General features: G+C 65.5%; 14 protein-coding genes. 4 read left to right on the forward strand and 10 right to left on the reverse strand.

The genetic code is table 11. The annotated features are described in order from the left end of the window. The first annotated feature begins 111 nt into the window (after positions 1–111). The 3 genes from pgtP to ACLJEU_RS07610 all read left to right on the forward strand — a co-directional run bounded on the left by pgtP (position 112) and on the right by ACLJEU_RS07610 (position 5,789). Positions 112–1,458: a phosphoglycerate transporter protein PgtP gene (gene pgtP, locus ACLJEU_RS07600; protein WP_414662006.1), complete on the forward strand. Its 1,347-nt coding sequence runs from the start codon at positions 112–114 to the stop codon at positions 1,456–1,458. Further along, on the forward strand, positions 1,455–2,504 hold the full coding sequence (glpQ, locus tag ACLJEU_RS07605) for a glycerophosphodiester phosphodiesterase (RefSeq protein ID WP_414662007.1): 1,050 nt from the start codon (positions 1,455–1,457) through the stop codon (positions 2,502–2,504). The genes pgtP and glpQ overlap by 4 nt, the downstream gene beginning before the upstream one ends. Positions 2,505–2,624: 120 nt before the next feature. Beyond that, positions 2,625–5,789, forward strand: a complete 3,165-nt coding sequence (locus ACLJEU_RS07610) for a TonB-dependent receptor (protein WP_414662008.1) — start codon at positions 2,625–2,627, stop codon at positions 5,787–5,789. Between the two features lie 174 nt (positions 5,790–5,963). On the opposite strand, the gene ACLJEU_RS07615 is transcribed toward ACLJEU_RS07610, so the two are convergent. The 3 genes from ACLJEU_RS07615 to ACLJEU_RS07625 form a co-directional block, all read right to left on the reverse strand. Beyond that, positions 5,964–6,644 carry a metal-dependent hydrolase gene (locus tag ACLJEU_RS07615; protein ID WP_414662009.1) on the reverse strand — a complete coding sequence of 227 codons (681 nt, stop codon included), beginning with the start codon at positions 6,642–6,644 and terminating at the stop codon, positions 5,964–5,966. 122 nt (positions 6,645–6,766) lie between these two features. Beyond that, a complete protein-coding gene (locus tag ACLJEU_RS07620; RefSeq protein ID WP_414662010.1) occupies positions 6,767–7,399 on the reverse strand; it encodes an alpha/beta hydrolase in 633 nt (210 codons plus the stop codon). A gap of 87 nt (positions 7,400–7,486) precedes the next feature. Next, positions 7,487–8,827: a phospholipase D-like domain-containing protein gene (locus tag ACLJEU_RS07625; protein WP_414662011.1), complete on the reverse strand. Its 1,341-nt coding sequence runs from the start codon at positions 8,825–8,827 to the stop codon at positions 7,487–7,489. A 162-nt stretch (positions 8,828–8,989) separates the two neighbouring features. Between ACLJEU_RS07625 and ACLJEU_RS07630 the strand changes: the two genes are divergently transcribed. Then, a complete protein-coding gene (locus tag ACLJEU_RS07630; RefSeq protein WP_414662012.1) occupies positions 8,990–9,739 on the forward strand; it encodes a TVP38/TMEM64 family protein in 750 nt (249 codons plus the stop codon). A 26-nt stretch (positions 9,740–9,765) separates the two neighbouring features. Here the strand turns inward: ACLJEU_RS07630 and rpiB are convergent, their stop codons facing one another. From rpiB to ACLJEU_RS07665, 7 genes are all read right to left on the reverse strand, one after another. Next, positions 9,766–10,206 carry a ribose 5-phosphate isomerase B gene (gene rpiB, locus ACLJEU_RS07635; RefSeq protein ID WP_414662013.1) on the reverse strand — a complete coding sequence of 147 codons (441 nt, stop codon included), beginning with the start codon at positions 10,204–10,206 and terminating at the stop codon, positions 9,766–9,768. A 35-nt stretch (positions 10,207–10,241) separates the two neighbouring features. Beyond that, positions 10,242–10,919 carry an HAD family hydrolase gene (locus ACLJEU_RS07640; protein ID WP_414662014.1) on the reverse strand — a complete coding sequence of 226 codons (678 nt, stop codon included), beginning with the start codon at positions 10,917–10,919 and terminating at the stop codon, positions 10,242–10,244. Positions 10,920–10,975: 56 nt separating this feature from the next. After that, positions 10,976–13,222 (reverse strand): transglutaminase family protein, encoded by a 2,247-nt coding sequence (locus ACLJEU_RS07645; protein ID WP_414662015.1) that lies wholly within the window; start codon positions 13,220–13,222, stop codon positions 10,976–10,978. Between the two features lie 73 nt (positions 13,223–13,295). After that, on the reverse strand, positions 13,296–14,168 hold the full coding sequence (locus ACLJEU_RS07650; RefSeq protein ID WP_414662016.1) for a transglutaminase family protein: 873 nt from the start codon (positions 14,166–14,168) through the stop codon (positions 13,296–13,298). 73 nt (positions 14,169–14,241) lie between these two features. Beyond that, complete coding sequence (locus ACLJEU_RS07655; RefSeq protein WP_414662017.1) at positions 14,242–15,105, reverse strand: transglutaminase family protein; 864 nt, start codon at positions 15,103–15,105, stop codon at positions 14,242–14,244. Between the two features lie 98 nt (positions 15,106–15,203). After that, positions 15,204–16,319: an alpha-E domain-containing protein gene (locus ACLJEU_RS07660; protein ID WP_414662018.1), complete on the reverse strand. Its 1,116-nt coding sequence runs from the start codon at positions 16,317–16,319 to the stop codon at positions 15,204–15,206. 110 nt (positions 16,320–16,429) lie between these two features. Beyond that, positions 16,430–17,833: a circularly permuted type 2 ATP-grasp protein gene (locus ACLJEU_RS07665; protein WP_414662622.1), complete on the reverse strand. Its 1,404-nt coding sequence runs from the start codon at positions 17,831–17,833 to the stop codon at positions 16,430–16,432. Positions 17,834–17,928 lie beyond the last annotated feature (95 nt).

Raw genomic sequence — 17,928 nt, forward strand, 5'->3', positions numbered from 1 at the left:
TGGTGGACGCGGGAGCGCGGACGTCCCGTCCGCCCGGAATCACTGCAGGCGGGAACGCCTGCGCTCCTGGCTCGCGTCGGACCGGACTAATTTGTCTCTAAGGCCTGCCGTATGTTCTCCTTTCTGAAGCCAGCTCCCGCGGCGCCGCCGATTCCGTCCGAACGCGTCGATGCCGAATACAAGCGGCTGCGGCGGCAGGTGTTCCTCGGGATTTTCATCGGCTACGCCGCGTTCTATCTGGTGCGAAAAAACTTCGCGCTCGCGATCCCCGACATCCTGAAAGAGTACCCGCAGTATTCGAAGGCGGCGCTCGGTTCGGCGATGACGGGACTTTCGGTCGCCTACGGCGTCTCGAAGTTCATCATGGGGTCGGTGTCGGATCGGAGCAATCCGCGCTGGTTCATGACGCTCGGCCTCTTGCTCACGAGTGCGGTGACGTTTGCGTTCGGCACGAGTCCGGCGCTGTACGGTTCGCTCACGGCCATCGTGATTCTGCAGACGCTCAACGGCTGGTTCAACGGCATGGGCTGGCCGCCGTGCGGCAAGACGATGGTGCATTGGTGGAGCACGAAGGAGCGCGGCGTGACCGTTTCAATCTGGAACGTCGCGCACAACGTCGGCGGCGGGCTCGTGGCCAAACTCGCGCTCGTCGGCGTGCTGTTGTTTCACGACTGGGGCGCGAAGTTCTATTTTCCGGCGCTGGTGGCCGCGCTGGCGGCGCTCGTGGTCGCATGGTTGCTCCGGGACACTCCGCAGAGCTGCGGCCTGCCGCCGATCGAGCAGTACAAGAACGATTACCCGCCCGACTATTCCGCGGCGCACGAGCAGACGCTCACGTTCAAGGAGATCTTCTTCGGCTACGTGCTGAACAATAAATTTCTCTGGGCGATCGCGGTGGCCAACGCCTTCGTATACTTCGTGCGCTACGGCGTGGTGGACTGGATTCCGACCTATCTGCAGACGGCGAAGGGCTTCTCGTTCCAGCAGTCGAGCTGGGCGTGGGCGGCCTTTGAATACGCCGGAATTCCCGGCACAATCCTGTGCGGTTGGATTTCGGACAAGGTGTTCAAGGGCCGGCGCGCGCCGGCGACGATTCTCTTCATGAGCCTCACGCTGCTCGCTTTGATCGCCTACGGGCTCAACCGTCACGGCCCGCTCTGGATCGACATCGCTTCGCTCATCGCGATCGGGTTTTTCGTGTACGGGCCGATCATGATCATCGGGCTCCATGCCTTGGATCTCGTGCCGAAGAAGGCTGCGGGCACCGCTGCGGGGTTCACCGGGTTCTTCGGCTATGTCTTCGGCTCCGCGATCGCCGGCACCGGCGTGGGCTGGATCGCCGACAAGTGGGGCTGGAGCGGCGTGTTCGGCACGATGATCGCGTGCTGCCTCCTCACGATGGTCTTTAGTGCGATGACGCTGGGCCACCGCGCCACGAGCAATACCTCCGTGCCATGAACGTCTCGAAATTCCTCCCTGCAGGGGCGCGCTTCGTGCGCGCCCGTCTGCTCGTGCTGCTGATTCTCCCCGCCTGCGCGGCGCTGGCCCAGTCGGCCCCTCCGACGGTCATCGCGCACCGTGGCGCCAGCGGCTACGTGCCGGAGCACACGCTCGAGGCCAAGGCCTACGCACACGCCCTCGGCGCTGATTTCCTCGAGCAGGATCTGGTGCTGACCAAGGACGACGTGCCGGTCGTGCTGCATGACATCCACCTGGATACGGTGACCGACGTCGCGCAGAAGTTTCCCCAGCGCAAACGCGCCGACGGGCGCTTTTACGCGCTCGATTTCACGCTCGCGGAAGTGAAGCAGCTCAAGGTCACCGAACGCTTCAACGCGAAAACCGGCGAGCCCGTTTTCCCCAAACGCTTTCCCGCGCACCGCTCGACCTTTCAGATCTCCACGCTCGAGGAGGAGCTCCAGCTGATCGAGGGCCTCAATCGCAGCACCGGGCGTAAGGTCGGAATCTATCCTGAAATCAAGCAGCCGAAATGGCACCGCGTGCAGGGCCACGATATCAGCCGCGTCGTTCTGCCGCTGCTGCACAAATACGGCTATGCGACGAAGGCCGATCCGTGTTTTCTCCAGTGCTTCGAACTGGCGGAGGTCCGGCGGCTGCGCAACGAACTCGGTTGGCGCGGGCGGCTCGTGATGCTCACCGAAGCGAAGGCGGTGGGCGCCGACGGCACGGACTACGCCGCACTCAGCACCGCGGCGGGTTTGCGCGATCTGGCGACGGTGGCGGACGGGATCGGCCCGGCCATCAGTCGCATCGTCACGTGGAATGCCGCCGGCCAGCCCACGTTCACCGACCTCGTCGCGCTCGCCCACGCGGAAAAGCTCGTCGTGCATCCCTACACGATCCGCACGGATGAGCTGCCGAAGCATTGTCCGTCGAGCGACGCCCTGCACTCCGCGCTGTTCAAGGAGTCGCGCATCGACGGTGTGTTCACCGATTTCACCGACGTCACGCTTGCCTGGTTGCGCGCGGCGAAGGTGCGGTGACGGATGCGGGGGCCCGCGAGACCGGGCGGGATTTCGACGAGCGAGGCACTGCCAAGCTGAGGGAAAACGGTGGCGCTGCGTGCCGGATGTACTTCATCGTCGGGCCTACCTCCACCACCGATGACCTTACCCCTCCTGCTCCGTGTCGCCGTGCGCGCCACGGCCCTCACCCTCGGGTGCATGGCCGCCGCGCCGTCGTCTCTTCACTCCCAGCCGGCGGCTTCCGCCACGCTCGTCGGCCGCGTCCAGTCCGCCGCCGCCGGCTCCGCGTTGGAAAACGCCCGCGTGACCATCGCTGGTTCCAATCGCGAGACCTTCACCGATGCCTTCGGCGAATATCGCTTCACGAGCGTGCCGGCGGGCGACGTGACCTTGCGCGCGTTCTTCACCGGTCTCACGCCGGAGACGGCGACGGTCAAAGTCGACGCCGGTGGCACCGTGCGGCGTGACTTCATGCTCGTGCCCGTCGGCGCGGGGAAGGGCGCGGTCGCGGGTACCGATGGCGTGTTGAAACTCGATCAGTTCGTCGTCGACTCGGCGCGCGACACCAGCGCGGCGTCGATCGCGGTCAACGAGCAGCGTTTCGCGGGCAACATCAAGACCGTGCTCCACACCGATGCGATGGGCGACATCATCCAGAACAATCTCGGTGAGTTCGTGAAATATCTGCCCGGCGTCGATGTCGGCACCGACCAGATGAACGCCGTGCAGATCGGTCTGCGCGGCCTGCCGTCGGCGTATACGAACATTGCGCTCGATGGCGACGACGTGAACGCGGCCGGTTCCGCCGGTCCGACGCGCAACACGCTCCTGCAGGCATTTTCGCTCAACAACGCGTCGCGCGTGGAAATCTACAAGGTGCCGACGCCCGAGATGTCGGCGGCGAGCCTTGGCGGCTCGATCAACATGGTGAGCCGCACCGCGTTCGAGGCCGCGCGGCCGGAGTTTCGCTTCAAGACGTACGTGAACAAGAACTCCCACGACCTCGATTTCACCCGTCAGCCCGGTGGCGGCGACGGCGACGACCAGAAGAGCACGTTTCACTACCAGCCTGACTTCGATTTCGCCTACACCGTGCCGGTCTCGAAGAATTTCGGCTTCTCGATCAACGCGGTGAAGAACGACCAGTTCGGCGTGGCCCGCCGGATCAACCGCACCTTCAACACCACGACGACCGCCGCCAATCCGTTCCGCGCCACCGTCGACAACCCGTACCTCACCACCTATCAGTACAACGTCTTTCCCGTCTACGAACACCGCTACACGCTTGGCACGCGGCTCGACTGGAAGGTGTCGCCGGTCGACACGCTGTCGTTCGTCTACTCCGGCAACTGGCTGGTCCAGGATTACGAGCAGCATAATTTTGTGCTCAACACCGGCACGAATCCGCTCTCGTGGGGCCCCGACTTCACCCACGGCCGGCCCGGCTCCGGCACGGTCAACGTGAACAACACCGCGCGCTATGTGCGGGTGCGGAACAACATTTTCCGGCTCAACTACCGCCACATCGGGGCGCTGTGGGATGTCACCGGCGGCGTCGGCTACAACTTCTCCGATCAGACGTATCGCGCGATTTCACACCGCCAGTTCGAGACGTCGTCCGCGCGCATCCAGGCCGCCACGATCGATTTCGACGGCTTCACCGATCACCGCCCCGGGACCGTCACGGTCCGCAACGCCGCCGGCCAGGCGATCGATCCGTTGAACCTGCAAAACTACAATTTCTTCCTGAACGGAGCCAGCACCACGCGCGACAACGACAGCACGGCGAAGAGCGCTCGTGTCGACGTGAAGCGGAAATTCTTCACCGATGCCTCGAGCTTCGCGCTCAAGACCGGCGCCTCCACCAGCGAGCAGTACCGCGCGCGGCGCACGTCGTCATTCAATCCGATCTACGTCGGACCGGATCGCATCGCCAACAACGCCGATGACAGCGTCGCGCTTTCCCCGGTGAACCTCACGAACTACGCGATGCTGGATTTCTCCATGCCGCGCAACGCGCTGAAGCCGCAGTTCACCAGCAGCCGCCGCGCGTGGCAGTTGTACGAGCAGTATCCGCAGTACTTTGACACCACCACGAATCTGCGGACGGATCTCCGGGCCGACGCGCTCAACACCGAGCAGATCACCGAACGCGTCGACGCCGTCTACCTGCTCGCCGACGTGTCGCTGTTCCGCAACAAGCTGCGCATCCTCACCGGCGTGCGCTACGAACGGACGACCGACGACGGCCGCACGGTCCTGCAGGACAACAATGCACAGTATCAGCGCAACCCGACCACCGGTGAGTTCATCCTCAATGCGCAGAACCGGCCGATTCCGATCACGACGGACGGCTTTGCGCTCGATCGGTTGATTTACAAGAAGCTCGGTGCGCGCCTGCAGCAGGAATACGGCGACTACTATCCCAGCCTCAACGCGACCTACAGTTTCACGGACAATCTGCAGGGCCGGCTCGGAGTCGCCCGCACGCTCGGCCGTCCCGATTTCGGGAACATCCTCGGCGCGACGAACGTGAATCAGGTCGACTTCAATCCTGACAGCAACGCGTCGGGCTCAGCGCTCGGCACCATCACCACGAAAAATCCGGCGCTGATTCCGTGGACGGCCAACAGCGGCGACGTGCGGCTCGAGTATTACACGCAGGGCGGCGGTGAGATCTCCGTGGGTTATTACCGGAAGCAGATCAAAAACTTCTTCGCGACCCGCAACTTCCTCGCGACGCCGGAGTTTCTCCAGAGCATCGGCCTGAGCGACGAGTACGTCGACTATCAGGTCAACGCGCCCGGCAACGTGAACGGGATCGTCCACATCAACGGCTGGGAGTTCAACGTCAGCCAGCCGCTGTCGTACTTCACCCGCGCCACCTTCGCCCGTCCCTTCCGCGTCTTTGCCAACGCCACGCTCGTGCGCAACAAGGGTCCGGCGGAGGCTGATTTCCGCGGCTTCTCGCCGAAACTGATTAACTGGGGTTTCGCGTACAACCGGAACCCGATCTCGTTCAACGGCCGCTGGACGCTCGTTGGCAAGAAGCGCACGGCCACGGTCGCGGCCGGCAACATCGGCGCTGCGGGCTGGACCTACCAATCCGAGCGGCTGCGTTTCGACGCCTCCATGGATGTCCGGCTCAGCCGGCACTACGCGCTCTACGCAACCGGGCGGAATATCTTCAACGACCGCGACACCGCGGAGTCCTATGCGATCGGCAGCCCGCGCTATGTGCGTTACGCCGCCGAGGGCGAGTACGGCATCACGTTCCAGCTCGGCGTGAAGGGAACGTTCTAGTACCAATCGCCCTTTGCCTTTGGGCTTTAGCCACGATCGATCCAGAAGTCCAAAAGCAAGGAGCGATTTGTATAAGGCGATAGCGGCTTATCCGGGAGCGCAGGCGTCCCGCCTGCTTCGAACGATGCCGGCCGGAGGCCGGCGCTCCCGGGGCGGCCTCCGCCCGCCCGCCGCTCACACCTCCAACACTTGGCCCGGCGCGAGCACGGTTACCGCGTGACCGGCCTGCGCGGCGCGCGCGGCGAAAGCCCCGGCGTCCTGCGCGATGATTGGCCACGTGTTGTAATGCATCGGGACCGCCACCTTCGGTCGGAGGAAATCAAGTGCGATGACGGCGTCCTCCGGCCCCATTGTGTAATTGTCGCCGATGGGGATGAGCGCCACATCGAGGCCTGCGCGGCCGATCAGCTGCATGTCCATGAACAGCGCGGTGTCGCCCGCGTGATAAAGGGTGCGCCCGTCCGCCTGTACGAGAATCCCGCAGGGCGCGCCGAGGTAGATTGGGTGCAGGCCGGCTTCCACGCTCGAGGTGTGATGGGCGAGGGTGAGTTTCACGCGCCCGAACGGAAAATTGAAACCGCCGCCCGGATTCATGCTGTGAGTCTTCGCGCCCTTGGCGGCGAAATATTCCGCAATCTCGTAGTTGGCGACGATTGTGGCACCGCAGTGCTGCGCGATCGCGAGGGCGTCGCAGGTGTGATCCTCGTGTCCGTGCGAAATCAGGATGTAGTCGCAGACGACGTCCTGCGGTTGCAGCGGCGCGGCCGGATTTTCGCTGAGGTAAGGATCGAAGAGCAGCCGCGCGCGCGCGGTTTCCGCGAGAAAGCAGGAGTGGCCGAGATAGGTGAGACGCATGGGCGGGAGGGGAAAAATCCGCTTCGCTGGCCAGCTCCCCGTTGCTTTCGGAGGGGGGCTCCGGCGTCACGCCGGCGCTGATACGGCTGCGGTGCACGCGGGATGCGTGCGCTCCCGGGAGGTCAGCCTTGGAGCCACGCTTGGGCGGCTGCAACGTCCTGCGGGGTCAGGCCGTGGCTGGCGGCGATGAGGTTGACCTGCACTTCCGCGCCGCCGGCGCGAAGGAGGCGGGCGAGGCGTTCCGGATGATCCGGCGGAACGAGCGGGTCCATCGAGCCGTTGGCCAGCAGCACGCGTTTGCCGCTAAGGCTGCCGGGTGCGGCCGGTTGATCCAGCACGACCATCGAGCGAAGCAGGATGCCGCCGCCGAGTGTCTCGGGCCGCAGCAGCAACAGCGTCGCGGCGATGTTGGCACCGTTGGAAAATCCGACCGCGATGAGACGGCGGGCGTCCAGCTTGTAGTGCGCCGCGGCCGCGGTGACGAAGTCGCCCAGCGCGTGCGTGCGGCGGGTGATTTCCTGCGGATCGAAGACGCCTTCCGCCAGCCGCGCAAAGAAACGCAGCGCGCCGCCCTCGCTGACGTCACCGCGGGGACTCAGCAGCGCGGAGCCGGGTGAGATGGCGCGGCCGACGCGCAGCAGATCGTGTTCACTGCCCCCGGTGCCGTGCAGGAGCAGCAGCGGGGGTGCCGCGGGATCGGTTCCCGATTCAAACACATGCTGATAGGTGAAGTGGATCGCGGGCGGACGTGGCATCGATTTACGGTGAGACGAATTGCGCAATGAAAGGGTGCGCGCCGGAATCGCAAGCACGGTGCAGGCAAAGCCACTGCCGGCGTCACGCTACAGCTGCGAGCGAAACAGCCCGCAGAACCAGTCGACGCCCTTGATCAAAAATGAGCGGCCTTCGAATTCCTCGCGAGTGAGTGGCTTTGAGTTGATCGTGTCCTGCTCGAAGCTGCGCAGGAAGGCTTGCGCGACGCCGGGATCGATCACGTTGAGGTTCATCTCGTCGTTGATCGCGAAGGAACGGTTGTCGAAATTGACTGAGCCCACGGTGACGAACGTGTCGTCCACGATCATGATTTTCGTGTGGAACAGAGCTGGGAGAAACTGGTGGAAATTCGCTCCGGCCGCGAGCAGCGGGCCCCAGCGCGAGCGGGAGGCGGCGCGGCCGAAACGCGAGTCGTTGATCGCCGGCACAATCACGTCGATCGTGACGCCCCGACGGATGGCGGCGAGCAGCATGGTGTTGGCCAGGTCGTCCGGGACGAAATAGGCGTGCGCGATCCGAATCGATTTTCGGGCGGAGGCGATCGCGAGCAGATAGGAGATGCGGGCGTTCTCCGCGTTCTCGCCCGGGCCGCTCTTGTAGCACTGCGCGAGGCTCGGACCGACGGGCGGCAGCGGAGGAAAGTAATCGGGGCCGGTGATGAGCTCGCCGGTCGTCTGCAGCCAGTTCGCGGCAAACGTGGCCTGGAGTTCACGCACGACCGGGCCCTGCACCTTCACGCCGGTGTCGCGCCAGACATCCTTGGTGTCGCCGTTTCCGCTCCACTTGTCGTCGATGCACATGCCGCCGGTGAAGCCGACCTTGCCGTCGACCACCAGAATCTTGCGGTGCGTGCGGTGATTGATGTTGGGCTTGATCTCGTACCAGTGCTTGCGGCCGTAGGTGACAAACTCCACGCCGGCGTCGCGGAGGATCGCGCCGTCCTCGCGCTTGAATTTCAAGGTGCCCATCCCGTCGACGAGAATCTTGACGTGCACCCCGTTCCGGGCGCGTTCGACGAGCGCGGCGATGAAACGATCACTGATCTGCCCCGGAGCCCAGATGTAGGTCTCAAGCGTGATGCTTTTTTTCGCGGCGCGGATGGCATCGAGCATCGGCGGGAAAATACCGTCGCCGTTCAACAGCACCTCGACGGAATTATCGGGCGAGAAATCGGCCCCGAGCAACGGTCCGAGCGTGTGGCTGAAGGCCGGATCCGCGGGCCCGTAGGAGAGTTCCACAGCCTTGCTCAGGATGCGGGCGGAGGTGAACCAGAAGAATCCGGTGGCTGCGATGATCACCGCGGCGCCGAACCATAGGTAGGCGTTGCTTCTTTTGCGCGGGGAGGGCGGGCGGCTCTGGCCGTTTGCCGCCGGCGTGCGGCGACCCAAGGTATCGGTCGAGGCGGACATGATGTAGGGTGCACCCTGACGGGGTTGCGGGAGAGCGGATGCGGCGGGTGCGTCGCCTTGACCGGGATGCCGCCGACCGGTTCCCCGACGGGGACACTGAACCGCGGGCGTTGGGTTACCCAATCCGTTTTCCCGAGTCTGTGCAGTGACTGCCGTGACGCCGTGAAACCCGATCCCTCCTCCGCACCTGTAGATGCCCGCGAGCGTGCTGATCGCACGACGGGCTCCGTGGCGCCACGCGAACCCGGCCGCCGTTCCTGGCTGGGCCTGACGGCCGCGGCGTTCGTCGGGATCGGGATCGTTGCGGTGTTCTGGTTCACCGACCTCAGCTGGTCCGACGTCCACACAGCCCTGCAGGGCCTGCCCGCCTGGCTCGCGATCGCGCTCATGGCGGTGTTGCCGCTGACCGGTTTCTCCGTGGCGGTGGTGTATGTGGTGGCGGGCGCCCGCTTCGGCCCGTGGCTCGGCGGGGCGGTGGTCGCGGGCATCACAGTCGTGCATCTGCTCGGAAGCTATTGGATCGCGCGAGGCTTCCTGCGCGGACCGCTGGAGCGCTTTCTGGCCCGGCGCCATCATGTCGTGCCGCATGTGACCGCAAATGCCCACGCGCCCGTCGCGGTCATGGCGGCACTGGTGCCCGGAATTCCGTATTTCATCCGCAACTACCTGCTCCCACTCTCCGGCATTCCACTGCGCACGTACTTCTGGATCTGTCTTCCGATCTACGTCGCGCGCTCGTACGTGACGCTGTTCCTCGGCGATCTCAGCGGCGATCTCACGGTGCAGCGCGTGCTGATCCTGGGTGCCGTGCTGGCCGCCAAGCTGGCAATCTGCGGATGGATCCTGGCTCGCCTGCGCCGCCAGACGTGGCCGTTGCTGGAGCCCGCCGGCGTTCCGCCTGCTGCGATCTGACACCGGCCGGGGACCGGCACTCCCCGTCAGACTGCGTCGATCTTGTTGATCCGTGCCAGATGCCGGCCGCCTTCGAATTCCGTCGCCAGCCAGGTGCGCGTGATGGCGAGCGCCTCGGCCTCGGTCACGGTGCGCTGGCCGAGCGACAGCACGTTGCCGTCGTTATGCGAGCGGTTCCAGATCGCGAGTTGCTCGCTCCAGCACACGCCGCAGCGGATGCCGCGCACGCGGTTGGCCACGATGGCTTCGCCATTGCCGGAACCGCCGAGGACGATCCCGCGTTCAAACTCACCGCGAGCGACGGCCTGCGCCACCGGACGGATGAAATCGGGATAGTCGCACGCGGCGTCCGAGTAGGTGCCGAAATCGCGCACGGTGTGGCCGTCGGCGAGGAGCATGGCCTTGATTGCCTCTTTGTAGGCGAAGCCGGCGTGGTCGGAACCGATGGCGATGGTGAAGTGCTTCATGGAAGGAAAGGAGAAGGGAGAACGAGGAACGGCGTTCAGGAAACAATTTTCCAGAAGGCGGCGGCGTCGGCAAGGTCGGGCAGGACGGCGTCGGGCGCGTGCGCCCGCAGCTGATCGACGCTCGAACTGCCGGTCGCGACGGCCAGCACGCGGGCTCCGATGGCCCGGGCGCAGGTGATGTCATGCGGCGTGTCACCGATGATCCACACGCGATCACGGGCGAATTCCACGCCGTGATGGGCGGCGGCGCGGCGCAGCGCGTGCGGTCCGAGATCGTTGCGCAGTTCACTGTCGTCGCCAAACGCCCCGAACGCGAAATGCTCCCACAACCCGTGGTGCGCCAGTTTCACCTGCGCGCCGCGCCGCATGTTGCCCGTCAACAAACCTTGGGCGATCGCGCCCTGTGATTTCGCGGCCTGCACAAGTTCACGTGCGCCGGGCAGCACCCGCGCGTGGGGATTCGCGAGCTCGGCGGGCAGCGCCGCGGCATAACCTTCGAACAGGCGGGCAAAATGTTCCGGCGTCGGTGCGATTGAAAACGTGCGGAACACTTCCCGCATGATCCACGTGTCGGTGCGGCCCGCAAAATCGATCCGGGTCAGTGGATCGTCGATCGCGAAGCCGTCGCGCAGCGCGGTTTGGAGCGCGCGCATGCCCGCGCCGCCCGAGGTGATGAGCGTGCCGTCGATGTCCCAGAGCAGCAGGAGATTCATGCCGGCCGCAGTTGAGCGACGCCGGCGGCGCGAGGGAAGCCGGATTCCTCGCGCGCCTAGCGCGCCTGCGCGGGATAGCGGCGGAGATCGAGCGTGTGCCGGCCCTCGGGCGGGAAATCGATCTTCGGCACGAAGCGCGCCTGGCCCACCGTGTGCGGCCACGGCTCCCAGCGATCAGCGCGTCGCGCGGCTGCTTCCTGATCATCCGCGGGCGCGGTGGCGTACGACGCGTGGCGTGGATTCCACACGTGCCAGCGGGCGGCCGCCACGACGGCCATCGTCGTCCGGTCCACCCACTCGAGCAGCAGCGGGGCGTGCACGGGCACGTGGGGTTGCAGCGAGGGCGTCAGGTAAAAGGCGCGATAACGAATGCCGCACGCGGCGACGGCCCGGGTGCCGTCCTTCGCCACGGCCGCAGTGGGCGTATCGCCGCCGGCGGTGCGAAACTCGCAGGGCAGCCCGTTGACCAGCAGCAGCCCGGTCTCGAGCATCCGGGCATCGGATACGCGCGCCTCGATCCGATCCACGCTGGAGTCGACGGTGCGGGCGACGGTCCCGGCGTTGGGCGATTCGCCGAGCAGCGGCCAGGCTTCCAGCGCTTGTCGGAAGACCAGCGCTGGATCTGAGATTTCAGATTTGAGATCGGAGATGGGGACCCGGAGCTCGCCGATTTTCGGGAAGCGAAACTCCCAGGCAGGGCGCAGCCACTCGGGATCGAAGGCGATGCCGTGGGCCTTCAGGTCGGCACAGAGGGCCGCGAGGTTTTCCCAGACAAAGGCCGGCAGGAAGAATTTGTCGTGCAGCTCGCCGGCCCAGCGGATGAACGGATCGCGGCACGGCGCGGCGCACAGGCGGGCGAGGATCGCACGGACGAAGAGCGCGACGACCGACTGCACCGCGCGCGCGGGATGCGTTTCGAAGGCGCGAAACTCGACGAGTCCGAGCCGGCCGTTCGGCGCAAACGGATTCCACAGCTTGTCGACGCTGATCTCGGCGCGGTGCGTGTTGCCCGAGCGATCCATCAGCAGATCGCGGAACAGGAGATCGTAGAGCGCGAGATTCTGCGGCGTGCCGACGGACTCCGCGCCGGCGCACGCGATCTCGAGTTCGTACAACGCCTCGAAGGTTGATTCGTCGATGCGCGGCGCCTGCGAGCTCGGTCCCATGTACGCGCCCGTGAAGGCGTAGCTCAGCGCGGGATTCCGCTGCCAGTACCGAATCACGGACGGCAACAACCCGGGAAACGCGAAGAACGGCGAGAGCAGGCCATCGGGGCCGCCAAAGACCAGATGCGCGCCGCCGCCCGTGCCCACCTCGCGGCCGTTGAACTGGAGTTTGCGCGCGCAGAGACCGACGCTTCGCGCCGCAGCGTAGATCTGCTCGAGCTGCGCATCGTAGGCCGCCCACGTGGCGCACGGCGACACGTTGATCTCGAGCACGCCCGGATCGCTCGCGAGACCGACCGTCGGCAACGCCAGTTCCGGCGGCGGCGCATAGCCGGCGAGCGTGATGTCACGGAGCTTCAGTTTCTCGAGCGTGGCTTCGATGGCGGCGAGCAACTGGACATACGAGGCCAGCAGCAGCGGCGGAATGAAGATGACCAGCGTGCCGTGGCGCGCCTCGACGGTGAGCGCGCGCCGGAGGTTTTTCTCCGCGAGATCGCCAAGCGGCAGTCGCAGTCCAGCCGGACTCTCGCCGGGAAAGAGTGACACGACGCTGGACGCGTGCGGCGGCAGCGGCGGAAACGAGGCGGTCCAGTCATCGGTGACCCACGCGGCCGCAGGCGTGCCGGCGTCGGCGTGATCGAGGGGAAGGACATAGCCGATGATCTCGCGCGGCGTGGCGGCCTCGATCAGCGGCAGCGCGCGCTGCGTCTCCACGGCGAGCGCGCGCGCGAGGGCGGCGGTCAGGCGCTTCGCGTCGTCTGCGGTGTGCTTCCCGGGTTCGAGATCCGCGCGCAGCCGCGTGGGATCCCGCCAGAGCGGTTTGCCGTCGGCGAGACGCTGCACGAGCAACGCCCAGCGCGGGAGCGGTTCGCCGGGATAGTGTTTGCCGGAGGTTTCGAGCACGACCGCGCCGGGAAAGGCGCTGCGAATCAACTCGCGGGCGAAACGGCGCGCGTAGGCGAGTTTGGTGGGCCCGAGCGCGGCGGTCTGCCACTCGGCTCCGCTCGGCGCAATCGGCACGAACGTCGGTTCGCCGCCCATCGTGATTTTCACGCCGGCGCGCGCGAGCGAGGCTTCGACGGCGTCACCACAGGCAAGAATCGAGGACCACGCGCCGGTGGTGAAGGGAGGTGTCATGGTGGCGGGGCGAAGGGCAAACGATTCGGCGTGAGGACGGAGGATACGGCGGGCTGCAGCGGAGCGTGGCGGCTCAGAGTTTTTCAACGGAGAGTTCGGTGGTCAGCTGGGAGCGTACGGTGGAAGGGCCGTAGAACGTACCTTGGATCGGATTGACGCTCTCGGCGAGGGCCGCGTGGGCGACGGGGACGAACGCGTCGTTGCAGAATACGCCGCGGGTGGCGTCGAGGCCGCGCCAGCCCGCGCCCGGCAGATACACTTCGCACCACGCATGCATGTCGGGTGCGAGCTGGGGCGTGGCACCGGCGGCGGCGGGTTCGTAAAGGTAACCGCTCACGAAACGCGCGGCCAGGCCGAGGCTCCGGCACAACTCGATCATGAGGACCGCGTAGTCGCGGCACGAGCCGCTGCCGCGGGCGAGCGTCTCGGCGGCGGACTGGATGCCCTGTTCCTCGCGCCGCATGTAGACGAGCGCGTGCTGCACCGTGCTGTTCAACGCCATCAGGTAGGGCACGGTTTCCGTCGGCGGTGCCGGCAGGTTCTGTTCGAGCCACGCATGGAGAAATTCAGGCGCGGGCGAATCGGCGCGGGGCGTCAGGCAGGGGGCGAGGGCGACGTGTTCCGCCGGGTCGTAGCGAAAGGGAAATGTGAGCGCGGTGGGTTTGAGGAAGAAGTCGAAGGGATTGTGGTCGAGCGTCTCGACCATCAGCTCGCTGCGCACCTCGAGCCGCGTGGCGGGATTTTCCACGGCGAAGTAGGCCCAGTCGACGGCGTTGTCCAAGGGATCGTTCGTGGCGATCCGGCGCGCGGCCGGCGTCAGTTCGAGGGCAAAGTGATGCAGCCGTTGCCGCGTCGATTCGCGCGGCCGCAGGTAAAGTGCGTGGGGCGCAAACGACACCGCCTCCGAATATTCGTAGCGGGAAAGATGGACGATGCGGAGAAACATGGTGGGTGGACTGAACGCGGCCGCGGGCGACCGTTCCGAGGAAGTGCAGGCGGAACCCGCGCGCTCCCGGAAGTTACGGAGCGGGCGCGCCGGGAGGCGCTTCCCGCACGGTGACGTCGACTTTGAGCGAGCGCGTCGGGGCGCCGCGATAGGTGCCGTTCACGGGGCGGATGTCGGAGTAGTCGCGACCGTGGGCAATCTTGATGTAGCGATCGTCGGCGATCCGGGCGTGCGTGGGATCGTAGGCGGCCCAGCCGAAGCCGGGAATCCACGCTTCGATCCAGGCGTGGGAGGCCTCGACTTCACGGGGACGTCGGGTGGTGTTGAAAAAGTATCCGCTCACGTAGCGCGCGGGAATGCCCATGCTGCGGCAAAGGCCGAGGTGCACGTGGGCGAAATCCTGGCACACGCCCATGCGCAGTTTCAGGACGTCGGTCGCGCGCGTGCTGACGCCGGTGGTTTTCGGCCGGTAGGCGAAGCGCCGGTAAATGTGTTCGCCGAGCCGGCGGACGTCGCTCCACACATCGCTGCGCCCTTCGGCGAGCGCGTCCTGGGCCTCGCGCCAGAGCTCGACCTCGAGCGGCACGTAGTGGGAGCTGTTGTAGAACTCGGCCAGCATCTCGCGCTCGGGCGAACTCTTCAGATCATCGGTCGGCACGCGCGGCACAGGGTCGCGATCGGAGGACGGCGTCGTGTCGATCAGCGAGAACGCCTCGATCACGAGTTTCGGGTGGTTCTCGATGATTTCGAAATAGTGGACGGTGTTGTTGTAGAAATCTGAATACTCGCGCGGAACCGCGCCGGGCGTCAGGTGCAGCTTGAACTCCCGGCAACGTTGCGTGTGGTCGTCGACCGGGCGCAGGCGGACTTCGTTGAAGCTGTCATGGGCTTTGCCGGCGTAGGTGAACGAGGTGCGGTGGAGGACGCGAAGGTGCATGGGGCGGCGGGGCCGCTGGAGCAGGGCGAAGGGAGAAGGGAGGAGGGATGGCAGACTGCGGCGGACATCGGACGATCGACGTGACCGTCGTGCTGGCGTCACGCCCTCCGGCGTCCGGCTGCGCCCGGCGAGCGGGTTTCGCGGCCCTGCTGTTGCTGCTGCTGTTGCTGCTGCTGATCCTCGAGCAGCGACTCCGCAGGATAAAACATCGTGGTCTCGGCTACTTCGTCGCTGAGCGAGGCGATCGTGGCCTGGATCTCCATGAGGAATTCATGCAGGCCCTGGTTCAGCACGTCGGTGATGGTGAGCGACTGCAGGTCGGCCAGCAGGCGGCGCGAGGCGCGGGCGGCGGCGGAGCGCGGACGGCTGCCGGTTTCGCCGAGAATGCGGCGCAGAAAGTCGTCCACCTGCGCCATGCAGAAATGCAGCGAGCGCGGAAACGAATCGGAGAAGATGAGAAACTCGGCCGCCTTCCACGCGAGGATTTCGCGCACGTAGTAGCGGCGGTAGGCCTCGAGGGCGGAGGCGGAACGCAACACCGCCTGCCACTGCGCGGTGTCGAGGGCGCCGCCCACATCGGTCGCACTCGGCAGCAGGATGTGGTACTTGACGTCGAGGATGCGCGTCGTCTTGTCGGCGCGCTCGAGATACTTGCCGAACTCGATGAACTCCCAGCCCTCGCTGCGCGAATAGGTCGAGGCGGTGAGGCCCTGGAAGAGATGCGAGGCGCGGTTGATCTTGGCGAAGAACTCCTGCGGGCCCGCGGCCCAGACGGCCTCGGTGCTCTGCGAGTTCAGGAAGAGGTAGAGCTCGTTGATCGTCTCCCACATCTCGAGGGAGATCTGATCGCGGATCATGCGGGCGTTCTCTCGGGCCGCGTACACGCAGGCGAGAATCGAACCCGGGTTGCGCAGATCGAAGGCGAGGAATTCCGTCACGGTGCGGCTGTCCGCCGTCTCATAGTACTTGTCGAACAGCTCCTCGTCGCCCGTGCTCAGGATCAGCGACTCCCAGTAGGTGTCGAGCGTGCCGGGACTGACGTCCTGGAAGTCGAAGAGAAACTGCAGGTTCACGTCGAGCAGCCGCGCAACGTTCTCCGCGCGCTCGATGTAGCGGCTCATCCAATACAGCGAGTGTGCCACGCGTGACAGCATCACGGTGGCCTGCGGGCGCTGCGGCATGGGAGGCGTGGAGGACTTGGACGCGGGAGGCATCGGGGGTTTGAGATTTGAAATCTGAAATCTGAGATTTGAGAACGGAGCGCTAAGGCGTTAGACGTGATATCTGAGATCTCAGATCTGAGATTTGAGATCCCACATGGCCCTCACTCCTCGCCCTGTAGCACCCAGGTGTCCTTGGAGCCGCCGCCCTGCGATGAGTTGACCACGAGCGAGCCCTTGCGGAGGGCGACGCGCGTGAGGCCGCCGGGCGTGACGGTGACTTTTTCGCCGTAGAGAATGTAAGGCCGCAGGTCGATGTGACGCCCCTCGAGCTTGCCGTCGCACCACGTGGGCGAGCGCGAGAGCATGATCGGATCCTGGCCGATGAAATTGCGCGGATTGGCGGCGACCTGGGCGCGGAACGATTCGCACTCGGCCTTGGTGGCGGCCGGACCGATCAACATGCCGTAGCCGCCGGCTTCGTTGGCGGACTTCACCACGAGATTCTCGATGTTATCGAGGATGTGCTTCCGATCGAGCGGCTCGGAGGCGAGGTACGTGTTGACGTTGGGAAGGATCGGATCCTCGCCGAGGTAATATTTGATCAGCTTCGGGACGTAGGCGTAGATCACCTTGTCGTCGGCGATGCCAGTGCCGATCGAGTTGGCGAGCGCGACGTTGCCGGCGCGGTAGGCGTTCACGAGGCCGGGCACGCCAAGCATGGAATCGGAGCGAAACACCGTCGGATCGAGGAAGTCATCGTCGATGCGGCGGTAGATTACGTCCACGCCAACCAGCCCGGCGGTCGTGCGCATGAAGACGCGCGAATCGCGCACCACGAGATCGCGGCCTTCGACAATCGGAATGCCCATCTGCCGCGCCAGGAAGCAGTGCTCGAAATACGCGCTGTTGAACACGCCGGGCGTGAGCAGCACCACGCTCGGCTTGTCGCTCTGCTCGGGCGCGAGGTGCAACAGCACCTTCAGCAGATCGTCGGAGTAACCCTCGACCGGGCGGACGCCGGAACTCTGAAACAGGTTCGGAAACGCCCGGCGCATCGCCGCGCGATTCTCGATCATGTAGCTCGCACCCGACGGACAGCGCAGGTTGTCCTCGAGCACCAGATAGTTGCCCTTGTCGTCGCGAATCAGATCGGTGCCGCAGATGTGGACGTAGATGCCCTTCGGCACCGAGAAATTCATGAACTCGCGCCGGAAGTGTTTCGCCCCGAGGACCAGCGAGGCCGGAATGATTTTATCCTTCAAGACCTTCTGTCCGTGATAGATGTCGTCGAGGAACAGGTTCAGGGCGGTGAGCCGCTGAATGAGGCCGGCGTCGAGGCGCTTCCACTCGTTCGACGGGATGACGCGCGGAATGAGGTCGAACGGAAAGATGCGCTCGGTGCCCTGCGAGTCGTTATAGACGGTAAACGTCACGCCCCGGCGGAGAAACGCCAGGTCGACGGCCGCCCGCCGACGATCGAATTCGTCCTGCGGCAGGGTGTCGAGGCGCTGGGCGAGCCGACGGTAATGAGGCCTGACCCCGCCCCCCGGGCCGGGCAGGAACATTTCGTCGAAAAAGGTGGCGGAATCGTATTGGGCGTTGAGGAGCGACACGGAAGGGATTTGGGCGGTAGTTGGGGTTAGCAGTTCCCTTGCCAGAC

The organism is Terrisphaera buseokensis (genome assembly GCF_047521145.2).
Classification (GTDB): Bacteria; Verrucomicrobiota; Verrucomicrobiia; order Opitutales; family Opitutaceae; genus ER46.

Bases quoted from the DNA above. Each gene is read 5' to 3' on its own strand.
- pgtP (WP_414662006.1), top strand. From the start codon at position 112: ATGTTCTCCTTTCTGAAGCCAGCTCCCGCGGCGCCGCCGATTCCGTCC.
- glpQ (WP_414662007.1), top strand. From the start codon at position 1,455: ATGAACGTCTCGAAATTCCTCCCTGCAGGGGCGCGCTTCGTGCGCGCC.
- ACLJEU_RS07610 (WP_414662008.1), top strand. From the start codon at position 2,625: ATGACCTTACCCCTCCTGCTCCGTGTCGCCGTGCGCGCCACGGCCCTC.
- ACLJEU_RS07615 (WP_414662009.1), bottom strand. From the start codon at position 6,644: ATGCGTCTCACCTATCTCGGCCACTCCTGCTTTCTCGCGGAAACCGCG.
- ACLJEU_RS07620 (WP_414662010.1), bottom strand. From the start codon at position 7,399: ATGCCACGTCCGCCCGCGATCCACTTCACCTATCAGCATGTGTTTGAA.
- ACLJEU_RS07625 (WP_414662011.1), bottom strand. From the start codon at position 8,827: ATGTCCGCCTCGACCGATACCTTGGGTCGCCGCACGCCGGCGGCAAAC.
- rpiB (WP_414662013.1), bottom strand. From the start codon at position 10,206: ATGAAGCACTTCACCATCGCCATCGGTTCCGACCACGCCGGCTTCGCC.
- ACLJEU_RS07640 (WP_414662014.1), bottom strand. From the start codon at position 10,919: ATGAATCTCCTGCTGCTCTGGGACATCGACGGCACGCTCATCACCTCG.
- ACLJEU_RS07645 (WP_414662015.1), bottom strand. From the start codon at position 13,222: ATGACACCTCCCTTCACCACCGGCGCGTGGTCCTCGATTCTTGCCTGT.
- ACLJEU_RS07650 (WP_414662016.1), bottom strand. From the start codon at position 14,168: ATGTTTCTCCGCATCGTCCATCTTTCCCGCTACGAATATTCGGAGGCG.
- ACLJEU_RS07655 (WP_414662017.1), bottom strand. From the start codon at position 15,105: ATGCACCTTCGCGTCCTCCACCGCACCTCGTTCACCTACGCCGGCAAA.
- ACLJEU_RS07660 (WP_414662018.1), bottom strand. From the start codon at position 16,319: ATGCCTCCCGCGTCCAAGTCCTCCACGCCTCCCATGCCGCAGCGCCCG.
- ACLJEU_RS07665 (WP_414662622.1), bottom strand. From the start codon at position 17,833: ATGTTCCTGCCCGGCCCGGGGGGCGGGGTCAGGCCTCATTACCGTCGG.